Here is an 18,717-nt window from a genome sequence, read left to right on the forward strand (position 1 = left end):
CTCAGGCCTCCTTGGAGAGAATCAGGTTGGATTGCGAATCGACGGCGGCTTTCCAGCCGGCGGGCACGAGCACCGTCGTGGTGTAGTCCTCGAGCACGGCGGGGCCCTGCACCGACTGGTTGGTCGTGGCGAGGCCCGTCACGGTGCGGCGCGCGCACGGTGCCCAGGCGTTGCCGTCGTACAGCGCCGGTTCGCCCGCGGCGGCCGTGGCGCTGCCCGTGTTCTGCGAGGTGGCGGCCAGCGGCGGTGCGGCGAGCGTGGCGCCTACGCGCAGCGCGACCACTTCCATCGGGCGGCCCGACTTGTCGCTATGGAAATAGATACGGTGATGCGCGTCGATGAACGCGGCCTCGAGGCCGGCGCGGTCGAGTTTCGCCAGCGCGTCGGCGTCCAGCTCCAGCGGCACTTCGAAGGCCTGGCCCACGTAACGCATCTCGAGCGTGTAGCCGAACGTCAGCGGCTGGTCGAACGACATACGCTGGAACTGCGCCTCGAGGTCCTGCTTCATCGCGGCAAAGCGCGTGCGGAGCTCGCCGCAGGTGTCGTCGCTGACCTGCACGCGGTGCGTCGTCGTCTCGTACTTGATGAAGTCGGAGGCGAGCAGGCCGTGGGCCGAGGTCACGCCGGGGTTCGGCGGTGCCACCACGGTGTCGATACCGAGTTCCTCGGCGATCTGCGCGGCCTGCATCGGACCGGCGCCACCGAACGGCACGAGCACGTAGTCGCGCGGGTCGCGGCCGCGCTCGGTCGAGACCAGCTGGATCGCGCGGACGATGTTTGCATTGGACAGGCGCACGGCGTTATAGGCCACGGCTTCCACGGGCAGCTTGAAGTGCGCGGCCAGCGCATCGAATGCGCGGTGCGCGGCGGCCACGTCGAGCGACATCTGGCCGCCGAGGAACGCTTCCGGCCGCACGGTGCCGAGCACGACGTGCGCATCGGTGATCGTCGGCAGCGTGCCGCCCTTGCCGTAGCAGGCTGGGCCAGGCTGCGCGCCGGCGCTTTCCGGGCCCACGCGCAGCATGCCGCCGTCGTCGATCCAGATCAGGCTGCCGCCACCGGCGCCCACCGACACGATATCGAGTACGGGCGTGCGCACGGGCAGGCCGTCGATCTCGGTTTCCGGAGCCAGCGTCGGCTTGCCGTCCTGCACGAGGCACACGTCGGAGCTTGTGCCGCCCATGTCGAACGTGATGATATTGCGGTGGCCGGAACGCACGACCTGGCGCACCGCGCCGACCACGCCGGCGGCGGGGCCGGAGAAGAGGGCGCTGATCGCGTTCTCGCGCATGGCCTCGGCCGGCAGGCGGCCGCCGTTGGACTGCATGACCGAGAAGCGGCCGCGGAACCCTTCGCGCGTCAGCGTCTCCGTCAGGCGGCCCAGGTAGCCCGCGATGACGGGCTGCACGAAGGCCGACAGCGTGGCCGTGCTGGCGCGTTCGTATTCGCGGAATTCGCAGGCGACCTGGTGCGAGCAGGTCACGACGATGCCCGGCAGCGCGTCGCGGATCAGCTGCGCGAGGCGCAGCTCATGATCGGGGTTGCGGTAGGCGTTGAGCAGGCAGATGGCCACCGCGTCGTAGGCGCCGGCTTCGAGCAGCGGCAGCACCTCGAGGCGGAAGCGGCGCTCGTCGAGGGCGCGCTCGACGGAGCCATCGGTCAGGATGCGTTCGTGCGCTTCGAAGCAGGCACGGCGTGGCAGCGGCGGCGCGGGCTTCTTGTAGAACAGGTCATAGATCTGACGGCGATCGTGACGCTGCAAGAAGAGAATGTCGCGGAATCCCTCGGTGGCGACGAACGCCACCTTGCCGCCCTTGCGTTCGAGGACGGCATTCGTCGCCACGGTGGAGCCGTGCGCGAAGTCCTCGATCTGCGAAAAGTCGATGCCCGCGGCGCGCAACGCATTGACGACGCCGATGTCCGGCGACGAAGGCGTGCTGGGCACCTTGATGACACGAACCTGGCCGCCGCTATGGGCGACGAGATCCGTGAACGTTCCTCCCACTTCCACTCCGACTTTCATTGCGTTTCCTCATTCCTTTCGGATCGATTGACGGTGCGAACGGTCGCCGTTGTCTTGGTGCGACTTTGGTGCGGATAACGGCGCCGTTCTGGTGCGCTTGCACAAAAAAGTGCGTCACGTTAATCGCTATGCGATATACTGTGTCTGTGCAGCGATTACGGAAAGTCTACGAAGAAGTCGGCGTTCGGTAAACGCTTATGTGCGTTCGCATATCGATTAATTTGTTACGGAAAAAGGGTTGCCACATGGACAGCGATCAGAAGGATTCGCCGATGTTCAACCAGTCGGTCGAGAAGGGCCTCGCCGTGCTGGCGGCCTTTGGCGCCCGCAACCGGCATATGAGCCTGGGGCAGATCGCGGAAACGGTCGGCATTACGCGTAGTTCCGCGCAGCGCATCGTGTTCACGCTGGAGGCGCTGGGCTACGTCACCAAGGACCCGCATACGCGGCGCTATGAGCTGGCGAACAAGGTCATGGAGATCGGCTGCAACTACGTCGCCTCCAATACGCTGATCGACAGCGCCAATCCGTTCCTGTCCGCGATGAACAGCAACTGCGACGAGACGGTGTCGCTTACCGAGCCGTGCGGGCTCAACATGGTCTACGTGGCCTCGTTTACGAGCCGCAAGCCGATCGTCGCGCATCAGGCCATCGGTAGCCGCATGCCGATGTATTGCACGGCGGCGGGGCGCGCCTATCTGGCGGGACTGCCCGATGCGGAGATCCACGCGCTGCTGCGCGATATGGATATCAAGCCGCTGACGTCGCACACGAACCTCGATCGCGAGCAGATCTTCAAGGCGGTCGTCGAAGGCCGGGCGCGTGGTTACTCGATCAACTTCGAGGAGTACTACATCGGACATCTCAATGTTGGCGCGCCCGTCTACAACAAGGACGGACGCGCGGTGGCGGCCGTGCATGTCGTGGCGCCGGGAAGCCGATGGACCGCCGACGAAGTGCTGGGCAAGCTCGGGCCGATGGTGCGCGAATGCGCGGGCGCCATCACGAATGCCGTGCGCGCCCACTGACGCGCGTCATTCCCACTCGTGCGGCATGGCGCGCGGGCGCCATTGCGCCCACGGCGCGCCAGGCGAGGGCATCGTCTCGCCGGGCGCCGGGCCGCACAACCGTAACGCGGCATGCCGCGGCCACTGCGGATTCTCGATGATCGCGTGGCCGATCGCGATCACGTCCGCATCGCCATTGCACACGATCGCCTCGGCCTGCTCGAAGCCCATGATCCAGCCCGCCGCGATGACGGGCACGCCTGTCTCGTGGCGAAGCGCGCGCGCGAACGGCACCTGATAGCCGGGGGCCGCCGGGATGCCTGCATCGTCGAGCAGTCCGCCTCCGGCGATATGGATCGCATCGCAGCCATGCCGCGCGAGTTCGTGGGCGAATGCCGTGGCCTGTGCGAGATCCCAGCCGCCGTCGAGCCAGTCCGTCGCGGGCATGCGTACCGTGACCGTGCATCGCTCCGCCGACATCACGCACACTTCGTCGCGAATCGCATCCAGTACTTCGAGCGGAAAGCGCATGCGGTTGGCAAGCGAGCCGCCGTATTCGTCGGTGCGCTGATTGGAGAGCGGCGACAGGAACTGGTGAAGCAGGTGGCCGCTGGCCGCCTGCAGCTGGATCGCATCGATACCGATGTTCGCGGCGCGCCGCGCGGCGGCCGTAAAGCCGTCGCGTATACGCTTGATGTCGCGGCGGTCGAGCGCGCGCGGAGAGATATCGCCCTGTCGGCGGGCCAGTGCCGACGGGGCGCGGGTCTGCCAGCCGTGCCCGTCCCCGGGCGGCATCTGCGCGCCGCCGCGTGACGGCACTTCCACCGAGGCGCGGCGCCCGGCATGGCTCAGCTGCACCGCGAGCGGCATGTCCGACCAGCGACGGATGCTTTCGATCGTCAGGCCCATCGCGGCTTCGTTCTGCACGTTCCAGAGGCCGACGTCGGCATGGCTCGTGCGGCCCTCGGGCAGCACGGCGGTGGTCTCGATCGTCAGCAAGGCCGCGCCCGACAGCGCGAGCTGACCCAGCTGGATCAGGTGCCAGTCGTTCATGCATCCATCCTCGGCCGCATACTGGCATATGGGCGCGATCGCGATGCGGTTGGCAAGATCGAGTGTGCCGATACGCACAGGCTCGAACAGGACGGGGCGAAGCACGGCGCCTCCTCCGGCCCTCTCACGCACTGCTAGGACGGCAGCGGGCTCGCCATCAGCCGCTGCAGGCCCGGCAACAGCGGCGGTGCGATCGCGAGCACGGGTTGCGCGGCGGCGATCGTCTCGTTCATGCGGGTCGCCTCGGCGAGCCGCATCGCCGCATAGGTGCGCATCGTGTCCAGCAGCCGCAGCCGCGTCCGACCGTCCACCGTATTGACGGCGACCAGCGACTTGTCGATCAGGTCGCCGATCGATTCCGCAGCCTCCGCGGTGGTGCACAGGTCATCCGCCGCGACCGCTACCGCCGCGTCGAGCGAGAACTCGCCCGTGAATACGCTCAGCCGGTACAACACCATTCGGTCCCGCGCCGGCAGCAGGTTGCAGCTCCAGTCGAGCATCGCCTCCACCGTCCGGTGCCGCGGCGCCGCGTCGCGCCGGCCCCGCCAGCGCAGCGCAAGCTGGTTGCCGAGCAGGTCCGCCACGCCCTGGATGCCGTACCGCCCAACCCGGCTGGCCACGAGTTCGATGGCGAGCGGGTTACCGTCGAGCCGCCGGCAGATGCCCGCGACCACCGCCGCGTGCTCGTTGCTCAGCGGCGGATGATGTCCGCCTTCCTGGGCGCGTTCCATGAACAGCTGCACCGCCGGCCACGCGAGTGCCTGCCGTGCCGTCAGTCGCCCCGTATGCGGCGGCGACCCCAGCGGGCGCAGCAGATAGACCGACTCGCCATGCACGCGCAAGGCTTCGCGGCTCGTAACGAGCAGGCGGGTATGGGGCGCGTGCGCGACCAGCTGTTCGACCAGCGATGCCACCGATTCGATCAGATGCTCGCAGTTGTCGAGGACGATCAGCATCCGCCGCTCGGCCAGGAACGCCAGCAATTCGTCTAGCCGATTGACGTCTAGCCGATTGCCCCCCGTCACATGCAACCCCACCGCTGCGATCACATGATCGAGCACGAGCACGCCATGCTCGACCATGCCGAGATCGACGAAGCACGTCGCGTCCGCGTACTGATGCATCGCATGCGCGACGAGCACGGACAGCGTGGTCTTTCCCACACCGCCGGGCCCCACGACCGTGACGAAGCCACGGCTGGCAATCATGTCGGAAAGCTCGACGATCTGCTCGCCGCGGCCGAGCGCGCGCTCGAGCGGCGGCGGAAGCGGGCGCGGCACGCCGACGCGCCGGAGGGGCGACAGCGATTTCTCGGCGGCAAAGCATTGCAAGGGCGCGACAAAGCAGTAACCCCGCCCCGCGATACTCGCGATATAGCGCACCCCTTCGCTGCCGCAACCGAGCTTGCGCCGCAGATTGGCCATCTGCACGCGCACGTTGGAATCCTCGACGACCAGATCCGGCCAGGCAATTGCCATCAGGTCCCGGTGCGACAGGACATCGCCGGCGCGATCGACCATCGCGACGAGCATGTCGAACGCGCGACTACCCAGCTGGACGTCCGTGCCGTCGCGTTGCAGCACACGTGCCTGCGGGTAGAGTCGATAGGGCCCGAATACGAAAATGTCGCTCATGATGGGAGTCTCTCGCGACCGTGAGTCGGCTGAGGGCGAGGCGGCTTCGTGTGACGAGTGCATGTAATCCGTTTTACCGGACCGGTCGCTCGTCTGCGGTTAAGTCGGGTAAATCGAGGTAAATCCTTCTCGATGTCTCCGCCTCTGGCCCGCTGTTCCCGCCGCCTCGCGCACTTGCTGCGCGGATCGGAGCCAATCAGCCGCGATCGATCGGCAGCGGCGCGTTCGCGGCGACCAGCCGCTCCGCGCGCAGTTCGCGCCAGAAGTCGGCCGGAATGACCTCGGCCAGCGCGGCCACGTCCTCGGCGATGCGTTCGGGCTTGCTGGCACCGGGGATCACCGCGGCGACCGCCGGATTGGCCAGCGCGAACTGCAGCGCGGCGGCCTTCACGCTCACGCCGTGGCGCTGGGCGACGGACTTGATGCGTTCCACCTTGGCGATGATGTCGGCCGGCGCCTTCTGGTATTCGAAGTGCGCGCCACCCGCCAGGATGCCCGAGCTGTACGGACCGCCGACGACGATCTCGGTCTGGCGCTCGGCCGCCTTGGGCATCACGCGCTGCAGCGCCCGTTCGTGGTCGAGCAGCGAGTAGCGGCCCGCGAGCAGGAAGCCGTCGGGCTGTGCCTCGCCCAGATCGAGCGTCAGTTCGATGGGCTCGACCTTGTTCACGCCGAGGCCCCAGCCCTTGATGACGCCTTCGTCGCGCAGACGGGTCAGCGCGCGGAACGCACCCTTGCGCGCGGCTTCGAAGTACGAGAGCCATTCGTCGCCATAGAAATCCTGTGCAATATCGTGAATCCAGACGATATCGAGCCGATCGGTCTTCATGCGCTCGAGGCTGTCCTCGATCGACCGCAGCGTGGCGTCTGCCGAGTAGTCGTTGACGATCTTGTTCGGGCGGCCCGCGGCGAATACGCCGCTCTTCTCGCCCAGCGAGCGCGCGCTGGCATCCTCTACCTCGTCGAGGATGATGCGGCCGACCTTCGTGCTGAGCACGTACTCGTCGCGCTTGTACTGATCGAGCACTTCGCCCAGGCGAATCTCGGCGAGGCCGGCGCCGTAGAACGGTGCCGTATCGAAGTAACGGACGCCCTGGTTCCAGGCCGCCTCGACGGTGGCTTTCGCCTCTGCCTCGGGAATGGCGCGGAACATGTTGCCCAGCGGGGCGGTGCCGAAGCCGAGCACGTGGCCGGCCAGTGTGTCGCGGATGCTCATGATGATCTCGTTTCTCGAAAAGAAGTGGATGAAGGGCAGTCTAGGTGGCGGACTTAAGCCTGTCCAAGACGGAATGTGGATGAGTTGAGTCGCCTTCGGTCTCAACCACATTCCTGTTGCGCCCACTTCACGACGATTAACCCCGCATTCACGCATCGCCCCGCGGTATCGGCCTAGTATGGCCGTATCGATGGAATAGACAGAGGGGTCCCCCGTGAAAAGTCCAGCCTTGGCGAGCCATCCTTCCCTCGACGTCATGTCCATCGACGATGCGACCGTGCTGATCGTCGATGACGATGCGGGCGTGCGCATCGCGCTGTCGAACCTGCTGCGGTCGGTCGGCTTGCGGTACCAGCTGTTCGCGTCCGCCGAGGAAGCCCTGGCCGTGACGCCGCCCGAAAGCCCCGCCTGCATGGTCCTGGACGTTCGCCTGCGGGGCCTCAGCGGCCTGTCGCTGCAGACGAAGCTCGCGCGCACGGAACGCGCGCTGCCGATCGTCTTCATCTCTGGCTACGCGGACTTCACGATGGGCGTTGCCGCGATGAAGGAGGGCGCCATCGATTTCATCGCCAAGCCGTTTCGCGACCAGGACCTGCTCGACGCGGTCTATCGTGGCCTCGATGTCGATCGCGAGCGCTATCGGTCGATCTGTCATACGGCGAGCCTCCGCGCGCGATTCGATTCGCTGACGCCGCGCGAGCGCGAGGTCATGGTCCTGGCGACGCACGGGCTGCTCAACAAGCAGGTAGCCGAGCGCATCGGCATCAGCGAGGCGACGGTCAAGATGCATCGCAGCCAGGCCATGCGCAAGATGCAGGCGGCATCGTTCGCGGAGCTCGTGCGCATGGTCGATCTTCTCGATATCGGTGTGCCAGAGCCGGTCGAAGAAGAGCGCGAGGTGGTTCAGGAGCGCTTTGCCGCGTACGCGTCGGCCAGCGCCTTCAGGCCGTCTTCGTAGATGCCGAGGAACAGCTGCGAAGCCTCCTCGTTGCCGACGCCCGGGGCCGGCGTGAATTGCCCCGACCATTCGACGCGGCAGGCGTGGCCGCCGTCGCGTTCCACCACGCGCAGCGTGGACAGATAGCCGGTCACCGGAAACGGCGCCTCGAGAATCGCATAGCTGTAGCTGCGCCCGGCCTCGTCGAACGACATCAGCCGCTCGACGATCGGATCGCCGTTCGGGTTGGCGAGCCGGCGCACGCGGCCGCCGTCGTCGAGTTCGCTCTTGGGGATATAGGGCAGCCAGTCGGGCAGCGAATCGAATCCGCCGATCAGGCCCCATACCTCGCCGGGCGGCACCGCGAGATCGATACTGGCAGATGCCTGCGCCATGGCGGTTCTCCGATAAAAGTGAAAGGGGTCGGTGCCTCTGACACTTTTGCACGTTCGGCGCGCGGGCGTGCGTTAAGGCTGGTTAAACGTGGTGAAGGTGCATGGTCGCCAGCAATGCGCGCGCGGCGAGGTAGTCCGCGGTACGAAAGCCCTCGGTGAACTTTGCCTGCACGGGCGCGAGCAGCGCAAGCGCCTCCGCCGCGCGATTCCGGGCGGCCAATAGCTTTGCGAGATCGAAGGCGGCGCGCAATTCCCACGACAAGGCACGTTGGTGGCGCGCAAGATCCACGGCCTGCCGAAGATGCGCGGCCGCCGCCTCGAGATCGCCATCGCCCTCGCGGATCAGCCCGCCCTTGATGCGCAGGAGCTCCGGCAGGCACCAGCGTTCGCCGGTGCGCGCGGACCACGACAGCGCCTCGTCGATCGCGGCATGGGCTTCCGTGAACTGCCCGGCCGCGCCCATGCCGTCGGCCAGCACGCCCAGATAGGCAGGATAGCGTAGCCGGAAGCCGCTGCTCTCGAGCGCATCGAGTCCCCCGCGCATGACGCAAATCCCCGTGAAATCGTGCTGGCGCAGGCGCAGCATGCCGTCGACGACGGTAGACAAGGCGTTCCAGAACGTGACGGGCTGGCGCGCGAGATGCTGCGCCAGCATGGCATGCGCGTGCCGCGCGGTCTCGATATCGCCGACGAGCAGCGCGATCGGGCACACGGCATTGACCAGCGCGTTGGAGACGGACAGCGCATGGTGCGTGCCGCGCGCGTCGTCGAGGGCGCGGCGCGCGGACGCCATCGCCTGGTCGGGAAAGCCCTGCAGCCACTGCACACTGGACAGCGTACCGAGCGCGGCGGCGCGCTGGTCGAGCTGGAAGCGTGCAATATGCGAGCGATGCACGGGCGACACGTACTGGCCGAGCATGCGGTCCAGATAGCGTCGCGCCTGATCCTGTTCGCCAAGATAGCGCAGCGCCGTGGCGCTCATGCGATCGATGCTGAGCTGCGCGGCGCGATCTCCCTGGCCGGCGGCCACCTCGCGGAACCGCGCGGCCAGGTCCAGCGCGATGCGATGTTCGCCGACGTACGTGTGATAGACCGACAGTCCCCACAACGCGCGCAACTGGTATTCGCCATCGCTAAGCTGCTCCGCGAGCGCGAGCGCGCGGCTCCAGACGCGGCCGGTCTGCACGGTCGGGCCCTGCGCATAGAGCAGTGCCGCGCCCAGTGCCGCATTGAGCTTCATTTCGTCGCGGCGGTCCTGCGTGCCGTCGCTGGCCCGCTCGGCCGCGACGGCCAGCGCGCCCTCGGCGGCCTGCCGGCATTCCTCGAACAGCGCCAGATGCATCCACAGCGGAATGGCCGCCACCGTGAGCGAAATGCCGAGCTCGACATCTCCGGCAGGGGAGAACGCCCAGCGCAGCGCCGCGCGCACGTCGTCGATCTTGCCGCCGTAATCCGCCAGCCATGCGGCAGTGGGGCGCGCTTCCCATTCCGCCGCGGCGCGGGTAAGCAGGTCGCGATGATGCTCCGCATGCCGGCGCACGCAATGTGCGTACTCGCCGAGCGCGATCAGCTTGTGCTGGCCGTAGGCCCGCGTGGTGTCGAGCAGGCGGTAGTACACGAAATGGCCCGTCACATCGGCCACGAGCAGGGACTTGGCGACGAGGTTCGCCATGGCTTCGACGACTTCGGCGGGCTCGCTATCGAGTGCCCCGAGCGCGGCAGCCGTTTCGCGCGTAAAGGGGCCGATGCAGACCGAAAGGCGCCGCAGCAGCGTCTGCTCGCGGACCGGCAGGTATTCGTAGCTCCAGTCGAGCGCGGCGGCCAGCGTGCGATGGCGCGGCAGCGTGCCGCGGCGGTCCTGGTACAGCAGCCGCAGCCGGTCCTCGAGCAGGATCGACAGGTCGTGGATGCTGAACGCGTCCAGGCGCGTGGCCGCCAGTTCGATGGCCAGCGCGATGCCGTCGAGCTTGCGGCAGATCTCGGCGACGACCGGCGCATCGGCATCGCGCAGTTCGAATCCATCCACGCATTCGGCTGCGCGTTCGACGAACAGCTGCACGGCGGGAGACGCCAGCGCTTCCCTGGCCGTGAGCGTCGCCGAGTCCGGCGGCAGGTCGAGCGGCGCCAGGCGGTAGATGACCTCGCCGCGCACACGCAGCGATTCGCGGCTCGTGGCCAGGATGCGTACGTCGGGCGCGCCCGAGACGATCTGCTCGGCGAACGCCGCGGCGGCATCGATCACATGTTCGCAGCTGTCGAGCACGATGAGCATGGGCCGCTCGCGCAGGCAGGCGACAACGGCGGGCAGCGCATCGCTGCCCTGTACCGAAAGACCGAGCGCGGCCGCGATGGTGCCGCCCACGAAGTGGCTGTCGGACAACGGCGCGAGGTCGACGAATCGAACCTCGGACGGCACTTCGCGCGCGCTGCCGGCAATGACGGCGTCCGCCACGGCGAGCGCGACCGTGGTCTTGCCGATCCCGCCCGGGCCCACGACGGTGACGAACCGCCGCTCCCGCAGTTGTGACAGCAGCGTGTCGATAGCGTCGCCGCGACCGATGACGCGCGTCGTCAGCGCGGGCAGGTTGTGCGGCGGTGACGCGAGTTCCGCCGGTTGCAACGAGGAGGTCGTGGAGGACACGGGCGCCACGAAGCGATAACCGCGGCCGATCACGGTCGCGATATAGCGCTGCCCCGGCTGGCCGTCGCCCAGCGCGCGCCGCAGCGCTGCCATGTGGACCTTGAGATTGCTGTCCTCGACGACCGTGTTCGGCCACGCGCGCGCCATGAGCTCTGCCTTGCTGACGAGATCGCCGGGCCGTTCGACCAGCGCCGCCAGAATCTCGAGCGCGCGCCCGCCGATGCGGACCGGGGTCTCCCCGTCGAGCAACAGCTGCCGGCCCGGAATCAGGCGAAAGCGTCCGAACCCGAACCCATTGCCGTCCGCGTTGGCCGAACCTTCTGGAGGAGTCGTCTGCGCTTCAGTCACCTTGTCTCTTCAAACCGAAGAAGCCGCGATGATAGCGGATACCTCACCCGCTTTGGGGTTCACCGGATTTGACTACGCTTAACGAGAAGTCCACTGCCGTAGCCGATAGCATCGATTTCTACCAATGTGGGAGAAAACATGTCTGAGGATAATATCGATCGCAGCGACAAGCTCGTCAACGACGCGGCGCGCGCGCTGCCCAACGTCGGACGGCGCGATCTGCTGATGGCCGCGGGCCTCGCTTCCGTGGGCGGCATTGCGGGCGCGCTGGCGGCAGCCCCGACGACGGCCATGGCACAGTCGTTTCCATCGGCACCATCGGCACCATCGGCATCACGCGCGGGTGCCGGGGCGTCCCTCGGCGCCCGGCTGCGCGGTGTCCAGCACTTCGGGCTGACGGTCCAGAACATGGATCGCGCGTTCGAGTTCTACACCCAGGTGCTCGGCGGCACCGAGATCCTGCGCGATGGCAATTTCAGCGGGGAGAAGATCCAGAACACGCTGCTGCTGACCGAGGAGATCCGCGCGCGGCAGGAGCACGTGAATCCGCGCGCGATCGGCGTGCCCGATCTTCGCAGCGGTGCCCAGCGGCTGGATGTGCGGTTCGTCCAGTTCGACAACGTGGTGCTGGAGCTGTTGCAGTATCGCGACCGCGATCAGCCGCAGGGGACCGGCGATAGCTATGCGCCGCCGCACAACCTGACGAGCCCGGCGTACCCGCGCTCGATGCACATCTGCTTCTATATTCGCGACGATGTGGATTTCAACCAGTTCGTGCACGACCTGGAAGCCGAGTCCGCGCGCCGTGGCATGACCAATGTGAAGGCCAACCGCATCGTAACCGCGCGGACCGATCAGGAGCGCCTCGCGCTGCCCGTCGATACCAATACGAATCGCATCACGGAAGGGCCGTCCGACGGCTGGTCGCTGATCTACTGCAAGGGCCCCGAGGGCGAACAGCTCGAGTTCGTGCAGGTACTCGGTCGCGCCAAGCAGGCGTTCGGCAGCGCGTACGAGACGCGCCGCCGCGCGGTGGGCGATCGGACCTGATCGCCACGCGCCTACGCGTGGCCCGCGTCGTCGGGGTCCGTGACCTCGACGATGCGGGCCGGTTCTTGCGTCGGCGCCTCGGCTAGCGCATGAGCCGGCGCCGCCATGATCGCTTCGCCGATCTCCGCGAGCTGCCGGCCCGCGCCGTCGCGGTCGCCGCGGCTCAATAGCCGGAACACCAGCGATACCGCATCGGCCATCGTGGTCCCGAGCGGCGTCGCCACCGTCGTATTCGCGATCGACAGACCCGTGATGAACTTGCCCCACGCCTTGTCGTCCTTCGCGATGGGATCGTTGAGCGCGGCATTCGTGCCATAGCAGAACGCCATCACGCCGCTGAAGCCGACCCACTGCGAGAACGCATCGTGCGATTCCTGCACGCTCGCCCCCGGGTTGCGGAGGATGGCGCCCATATGGAACATCGTGAATGCATAGTCGATCAGCAGATCGACGAGCGGGATGGTTTCCAGCTTCGGCTTGATGCCGGCGCCCGTGACGGGGATGATCGGCGCGAACAGGACCGCCGCGCTGATCCCGAACATGATGCCCTTGCCGACCTTGTCCTCGTTGCGGCTGGCCCGCGCGGCCGGCTGCGGGACGCCCGCGAGCCGCAGCATATCGTTCTCGAGGTTCTGCAATCCGCCGAGGATATGGCTGACGTGTCCGTCGGCGGTGTTGGTGAGCCGCTGGCCGCTCGCCTTGAAGTCGGCGCGCGCACGTTGCAGTGCGCCATATTGCGCCGCCGTGCCCGTGGCCATGTCCCCCAGAAATGCGCGCGATTCCGGCGACAACTGGGCCGTGAACGCGCCGAGCGAGCCCGGCGTGGCGGCACCGTGACGATAGCGGTCGATCTGCGCTTTCGCGGCATTCGCGCCGTAGAAGGCCGCCATGAGCGCCACAAAGCCCGCCACGCCCACGACGAGGTTGTAGGCAAGGTTCTCGGACACGGCCTCCGCCTGCTTCGTCGGGACGATATTCGCGATCAGCAGTACGGCCTGCAGGCTGTTGGCAAGGTCGCGATTGAGCACGTGCTGCCCGACGACACGGCCGTTGGCCGTCGGGTTCATGAACAGCCCCGCCGCGATCAGCCATGTCTTGCACAGCGAGGCGACGATCAGCGCCACGCCGTTGCGTTGCTGTTCGTGCGACAGCAATGGCAGCAGCAACGGCAATGGCGTCAGCGCCAGCCGTGTCGCCACGAGGCCGATGCTGGCGGCCTTGCTCTTATCCTCGGTCAGGCCGTTCAGCGCGGCCTCGATGCTGGCGATATCGCGCAGCAGCCGGTTGCGGGCGGGAGCGGGGAGGTCGTACCGGTATCCGCCTTCGGTGCCCTGGCCCTCGAGAATCTCGTCGCGAATCGTGTTCAGGTGCTCGCGTAGCTGCACGGCAAGCGCGGCGCCATCGTCACCGCCGGTGCCGCCGATCTGTGTCCGGAATGCGCGATCCTGGCGCGGCGCGAGCGCGTTGACGATATCGACCTGATGGAACTTCTCCACGGCATAGTCCTTGAGCGCACGCGCGATCGGGCGGCGGCCTTCGTTTACCGGGACAGTGCGCGCGGGCGTGGCCGATGCCAGTTGTGCAGGCACCTGCGCGGAGGCCCGGCGCCGCCGGGATGATGTGGGCGAGGGCGACTGCCGCTCGGGGGGCACGAGACCGGCGTCGGCCTCGTGCGTGGCAAGTTGGGACCGGTCCCGCAGTTCGATGCTTTGCATGGTGTACTACCTCTTGGTTCGGCGATAGGAGCGCCAAGGGTAGGTGTCAGGGCCGGTGCGCGCGGCCGGGCGCACCGAAGCGATCGGTGCCGATGCGAAGCCGGGCTTCGAAGCATTTCGGCTAAGCAAATCCGGTGCTGACGAGCATGCAAGCTACAAAAATGTGCGAGGCGGTGAGCCATGCTTCAGTGGGCTGCTGCCGACATGCCTCCGCCTCCGCGTGCGGGACGTGTGATCCAGATCAGCGGAATGATCACGATCATCGCGATGGCGGCGCCGTAGAAGATATCGTTGAGCGCCATCATCGCGGCCTGCGACTGCACGGTGAGGTCGAACAGCGCATAGCCGGCGTCGTGGCTCAGCCCCAGCGTCGCATGATAGCGATCGAGCTGGCCCGTGAATACCGGGTTGTTGGCGCTGGCCTGCTCGGTCAGCACCTGGTGATGCAGGATGGTCCGGTTGTTCCACAGCACGTTGGCCACGGACGTGCCGACGCCGCCGAAGAACATCCGCGCGAAGGTCGACAGGCCCGCGGCGGCAGGCACCTTCTCGGGCGGCTGGCCCGCGAGGATGATCGTCGTGAGCGGCGCGAAGAACAGCGCCATCGGAATGCCCTGCAGCAGCGTGGGCACGATGATGTGCCACTCGTCGATGCCCACGTAGAAGTTCGTGCGCATGTAGTACACCGCGGCAAAGCCGGCGAACGCGAGCGTGCCGATGACGCGCGCATCGGTCTTCGGCAGGAGCCGGCCCATGATCGGCGCGCCGATCACCGCGAAGAAGCCCAGCGGCGCGGTGGCGAGCCCGGAGTCGAGCGCGCGGTAGCCGAGGTACTCCTGCATCCATTGCGGCAGCAGCACGAGCGTGCCGAAAAAGATGCCATAGGCGATGGAGATGGCCACCGTGCCGCCGAGGAAGTTGCGCTGCCTGAACAGCGTCAGATCGACGATCGGGTTCTTGTCCGTGAGCTCCCATACCACGAACAGCGCGAACGCTATCACCGCGACCACGGTCAGTACCACGATGGTGGTGGACGAGAACCAGTCGAGGTCCTTGCCCTTGTCGAGCATGATCTGGAGCGCGGCTACCCAGATGACCAGCAGCGCGAGCCCCACGGTGTCGATAGGCAGCTTGCGCGCGGGTGTCTCCCGCTTGCGATACAGCGACCAGACCAGCGTGGCCGACAGCAAGCCCACGGGCACGTTGATAAAGAAGATCCACGACCAGCTATAGCTGTCGGTGACCCAGCCGCCGAGCGATGGGCCCACGATCGGGCCCGTGACGACGATCATCGAGAACAACGACAGCGCAAGCGACGCTTTCTGTTTCGGCCACGAACTCAGTAGCAGCGCCTGCGAGAGCGGAATCAGCGGGCCGGCAACCGCGCCCTGCAGCGCCCGCGCCGCCAGCAGCAGCGGCAGCGACGGTGCGATGCCGCAGAGGAAGGACGCCAGCACGAACAGCACGATCGACGTCACGAACAGCTTGACCTGTCCGAAGCGCTGGGTCAGCCAGCCGGTCAGCGGAATGGCGACCGAATTTGCGGCGGCGAAAACGGTGATGACCCATGTCCCTTCATCGACGGACACGCCGAGATTGCCCGAGATGGTCGGAATCGCGACGTTGGCGATGGACGAATCCAGCACGGTCATGAAGCCGGCCAGCCCGATGCCGAGCGAGCCGAGCACCATGCGGGCGCCGGTCAGCGGCGGAAGATCGGTCTGGGCGGTCATCGTACTCTCCGGGCCTGTCGTGCTTAGCGTGCGTTTGCCGCGACGATGCGCGCGATCTCCGCGTCGGCCTCGTCGCCGTACCGCGCGAAGACATCGGTCTGGTCGTCCGCGAACGACGTCGCCATCAGCGCCCTGGTCTGCGCGACGGCCTTCGCATCCTGCGGGCCGGCGGTATCGCGAATATCGATATCGACATTCATCGACAGCCCCACGCGCAGCGGATGGGCGCGCAGTTCCTCCACCGGAATCGCGATGCGGACCGGCAGGCGTTGCACGACCTTGATCCAGTTGCCGGTGGCATTCTGCGCGGGCAGCAACGCGAGCGCCGAGCCGGTGCCGGGGGCGAGGCCGACCACGCGGCCGTGGTAGGTGACCGTGTCGCCGTAGACATCGGCCGTGATGGTCGCAGGCTGGCCCACGCGGATGCTGCGGAGCTGCCATTCCTTGAAATTGGCATCGACCCACGCCTGTTCGAGCGGGACCAGCGACATCAGCGGCGTGCCGGGCGCCACGCGCTGGCCCACCTGCACGTTGCGCTGCGTCACGTAGCCGGTGACGGGCGCGGGCATCGTGGTGCGCGCGTAGGCCAGATAGGCGTCGCGGACGCGCGCGGCGGCGGCCTGCACGTCGGGATGCTGCGCTACGGACGTATCGTCGGTCATCGCGCGGTTCTCGCGCAGGGCCTGCTGCGCGGCGTTCAGTGCGGCGCGGGCCGTGGCCACGGCGTCCTGCGCGTGCGAGATGTCCTCGGTGGAGACCGCGCCGGCCGCGCCCGTGGCCAGCCGGCGCTGAAGGTCGCCCTGCGCGCGTGCAAGGTCGGTCTGCCGCTGCACGACGTCCGCACGGAGCTTGTCGTCGCCGACGAAGACTGCATGCACGCGGCGCACGGTCTGGCCGAGGTCCGCCTCGGCCTTTTGCAGCGCGATACGGGCGTCGGCGGGATCGATGCGTACCAGCGGCTTGCCTTTCTCGACGATCTGCGTGTTGTTGGCATCGACCGCGATGACGGTGCCCGTGATCTGCGGCGTGATCGGCACGATATTGCCGTTGACGTAGGCGTCGTCGGTGTCGATATGGAAGCGCGCCACGCGTTCGTAATAGACGCCGTAACCGATGCCGGCGGCCACGACGACCACGCCGATGACGGAGAGCCAGCGTTTGCGCGCGCGGGTCTTGCCGTCGGGGGCGGGGGCGGCCGCGGGCGGCGGCAGGCTGACGTCGGCGGCGGAGGCAGGTGCGTTCATGGAGCACTCCTGAGAGCTTGGGTATCGTTGTCCGTGTGGCTATCGAAGCCCCCGCCGAGCGCGTGGATCAATGCGATCTGCATGTCGCGACGATCCATCTCGAGGTTCACGACGGCGGTCTCGGCGGCCAGGCGGTTGTCGTCGGCGCGCAGCAGCGTCAGTTGTTCGATCAGGCCCGCGCGATAGCGAATCAGCGCGAGCCGGTAAGCGGTGGTCTGCGCATCGAGGGCCTGCCGCGCATCGACGAGCTGCCTGTCGGCCGCACGGATACGCGCGACCTGGCTCGCCACGTCGGAGAGTGCGTCGATCAACGTGCGGTCGTAGTGGGCGACGGACGCATCGACGTCGGCGTAGTTGCCCTTGAGCTGCGAGCGCAACGCGCCGGCGTCGAAGATCGGCAGGTGAATGGCGGGGCCCGCGATCAGCTGTCGCGACGAGGTCTGCAGGAATCGTCCCCAGCCGAGCGCGCTCAGGCCGGCATCGACCGACAGGTTGATATCGGGGTAGAACTCGGCCTTCGTCACCTTGACGCCGTGCAGCGCGGCATCCACCTGCCAGTACGCGGCGACGATATCGGGACGGCGCGACACGAGGTCGGCGGGCAGGTTGTCGGGCAGGGTCATGACGGGTGTGCCGGTATCGAGGCCAGCGAAGGTCGGCCGCGCGATCCGCTGACCGCGATCCGGTCCCGCGCCAAGCAACGCGGCGAGCTGGTAGCGCACGGCCAGGATCTGGCCATCGAGTCCGCTGACCGTCGATTGCGTGGTCGAGGCCTCGCCATGGGCGGTCTGGCGCTCGACGTCCGTGTCGAGTCCCGCGCGCACGCGGCGTTCGGTCACGTCGCCGATATCCTGCCGGTTGTCCACCTCGCGCGCCTGGATGTCATGCAGCGCGTAGAGGCGCGCGAGCTGGTTGTAGGCGCTGGCGACCGAGGCGGCGAGCGCGATGCGCACGGCCTCGGCTTCCGCTTCCGTCGCTTTTTCCTGCGACACGGCCTGCCGGAATCCTTCGCGCTGCTTGCCCCATAGATCGAGGTCCCACGACGCGTGCGCGAATGCGTTGTTGAGGTTCTGCCACGATCCGCCGTACGGCGGCGGCACGAGCGAGTTGTCCGAGAGCCGCGCGCGCGTCCACGAGTATGAGCCGCTGACATTGGGATATCGCGCGGCATCGGCTTCGCCGACATACGCACGCGCCTTCGCAATGCGCGCCATTGCCGCGTCGATGGTCGGACTGCCGCGCAGCGCTTCGTCGATCAGCGCCGGCAGTTGCGGATCGCCGAACTGTTGCGCCCACGCGAGGGTCGGCCACCGCCCGTGCTCGTCGGGCAGGCTCTGCCTGGCCTCGAACTGCGCGGGCGTCGCGATATGCCGGTCGTCATGGATGCCCGCATAGTTGACGCAACCGGTCAGGTCCGTCACCACGGCCATTGCCACGACCACGAGCAATACGCCCCTGGCGATCCACACCGGCTTACGCTTCCTGAAATCTGGCATGCGCATGACATTCCCCTCCTGCGATATAGCCAGAATGCTAGGGGGCGGGATTGTCGGCGCCTATTGACGCGTGGTGTATCCGGGGTCGACCGATGGTATGAGTGACCCTGCTGCCGGGCGGTGACCCGTACGCGACGAAGGTGTCGGAGGGCGGGGTCTTTGTGACGCGCTCACCGCTCGCGCGGATGGTCGCGTCCCTGCAGATCGGCCAGCGGAGGGTGCTAT

Annotated in this window: 13 protein-coding genes; 3 read left to right on the forward strand and 10 right to left on the reverse strand. The window is 67.3% G+C overall.

What is annotated here, in order from left to right:
• Window position 1: 1 nt before the first annotated feature.
• Complete coding sequence (locus AAHB16_RS03090; protein ID WP_342050048.1) at window positions 2-2,023, reverse strand: hydantoinase/oxoprolinase family protein; 2,022 nt, start codon at window positions 2,021-2,023, stop codon at window positions 2-4.
• Between the two features lie 245 nt (window positions 2,024-2,268).
• Here AAHB16_RS03090 and AAHB16_RS03095 point away from each other — a divergent pair, with 245 nt between their 5' ends.
• Entirely contained in the window at window positions 2,269-3,051 is a 783-nt protein-coding gene (locus AAHB16_RS03095) for an IclR family transcriptional regulator (RefSeq protein ID WP_342050049.1), read from the forward strand.
• A 6-nt stretch (window positions 3,052-3,057) separates the two neighbouring features.
• Here AAHB16_RS03095 and AAHB16_RS03100 read toward each other — a convergent pair whose 3' ends face one another.
• The 3 genes from AAHB16_RS03100 to AAHB16_RS03110 form a co-directional block, all read right to left on the reverse strand.
• Complete coding sequence (locus tag AAHB16_RS03100; RefSeq protein WP_342050050.1) at window positions 3,058-4,188, reverse strand: oxidoreductase; 1,131 nt, start codon at window positions 4,186-4,188, stop codon at window positions 3,058-3,060.
• A gap of 29 nt (window positions 4,189-4,217) precedes the next feature.
• On the reverse strand, window positions 4,218-5,717 hold the full coding sequence (locus AAHB16_RS03105; RefSeq protein ID WP_342050051.1) for an ATP-binding protein: 1,500 nt from the start codon (window positions 5,715-5,717) through the stop codon (window positions 4,218-4,220).
• Between the two features lie 196 nt (window positions 5,718-5,913).
• Window positions 5,914-6,933, reverse strand: coding sequence for an aldo/keto reductase (locus AAHB16_RS03110; protein ID WP_150374337.1), 1,020 nt, complete (start codon window positions 6,931-6,933; stop codon window positions 5,914-5,916).
• 214 nt (window positions 6,934-7,147) lie between these two features.
• On the opposite strand from AAHB16_RS03110, the gene AAHB16_RS03115 reads away from it, so the two are divergent.
• On the forward strand, window positions 7,148-7,891 hold the full coding sequence (locus AAHB16_RS03115) for a response regulator transcription factor (RefSeq protein ID WP_317889554.1): 744 nt from the start codon (window positions 7,148-7,150) through the stop codon (window positions 7,889-7,891).
• Here the strand turns inward: AAHB16_RS03115 and AAHB16_RS03120 are convergent.
• A complete protein-coding gene (locus AAHB16_RS03120; RefSeq protein WP_342050052.1) occupies window positions 7,837-8,265 on the reverse strand; it encodes an SRPBCC family protein in 429 nt (142 codons plus the stop codon). The genes AAHB16_RS03115 and AAHB16_RS03120 overlap by 55 nt on opposite strands.
• Before the next feature lie 82 nt (window positions 8,266-8,347).
• On the reverse strand, window positions 8,348-11,254 hold the full coding sequence (locus tag AAHB16_RS03125) for an ATP-binding protein (protein WP_342050053.1): 2,907 nt from the start codon (window positions 11,252-11,254) through the stop codon (window positions 8,348-8,350).
• Window positions 11,255-11,392: 138 nt separating this feature from the next.
• Between AAHB16_RS03125 and AAHB16_RS03130 the strand changes: the two genes are divergently transcribed.
• On the forward strand, window positions 11,393-12,304 hold the full coding sequence (locus AAHB16_RS03130; protein ID WP_342050054.1) for a VOC family protein: 912 nt from the start codon (window positions 11,393-11,395) through the stop codon (window positions 12,302-12,304).
• A gap of 11 nt (window positions 12,305-12,315) precedes the next feature.
• On the opposite strand, the gene AAHB16_RS03135 is transcribed toward AAHB16_RS03130, so the two are convergent.
• From AAHB16_RS03135 to AAHB16_RS03150, 4 genes are all read right to left on the reverse strand, one after another.
• Window positions 12,316-14,019 (reverse strand): hypothetical protein, encoded by a 1,704-nt coding sequence (locus tag AAHB16_RS03135; RefSeq protein ID WP_342050055.1) that lies wholly within the window; start codon window positions 14,017-14,019, stop codon window positions 12,316-12,318.
• Window positions 14,020-14,204: 185 nt separating this feature from the next.
• Entirely contained in the window at window positions 14,205-15,752 is a 1,548-nt protein-coding gene (locus AAHB16_RS03140) for a DHA2 family efflux MFS transporter permease subunit (RefSeq protein ID WP_150374342.1), read from the reverse strand.
• 23 nt (window positions 15,753-15,775) lie between these two features.
• On the reverse strand, window positions 15,776-16,996 hold the full coding sequence (locus AAHB16_RS03145) for an HlyD family efflux transporter periplasmic adaptor subunit (RefSeq protein ID WP_342050056.1): 1,221 nt from the start codon (window positions 16,994-16,996) through the stop codon (window positions 15,776-15,778).
• The gene (locus AAHB16_RS03150) at window positions 16,993-18,492 is read right to left on the reverse strand and encodes an efflux transporter outer membrane subunit (RefSeq protein ID WP_446718064.1); all 1,500 of its coding nucleotides are present in this window, start codon (window positions 18,490-18,492) and stop codon (window positions 16,993-16,995) included. The genes AAHB16_RS03145 and AAHB16_RS03150 overlap by 4 nt, the downstream gene beginning before the upstream one ends.
• Window positions 18,493-18,717 lie beyond the last annotated feature (225 nt).

The sequence above is a fragment of the Cupriavidus sp. OTU4054 genome, from assembly GCF_038440175.1.
Taxonomy (GTDB): domain Bacteria; phylum Pseudomonadota; class Gammaproteobacteria; order Burkholderiales; family Burkholderiaceae; genus Cupriavidus; species Cupriavidus pauculus_D.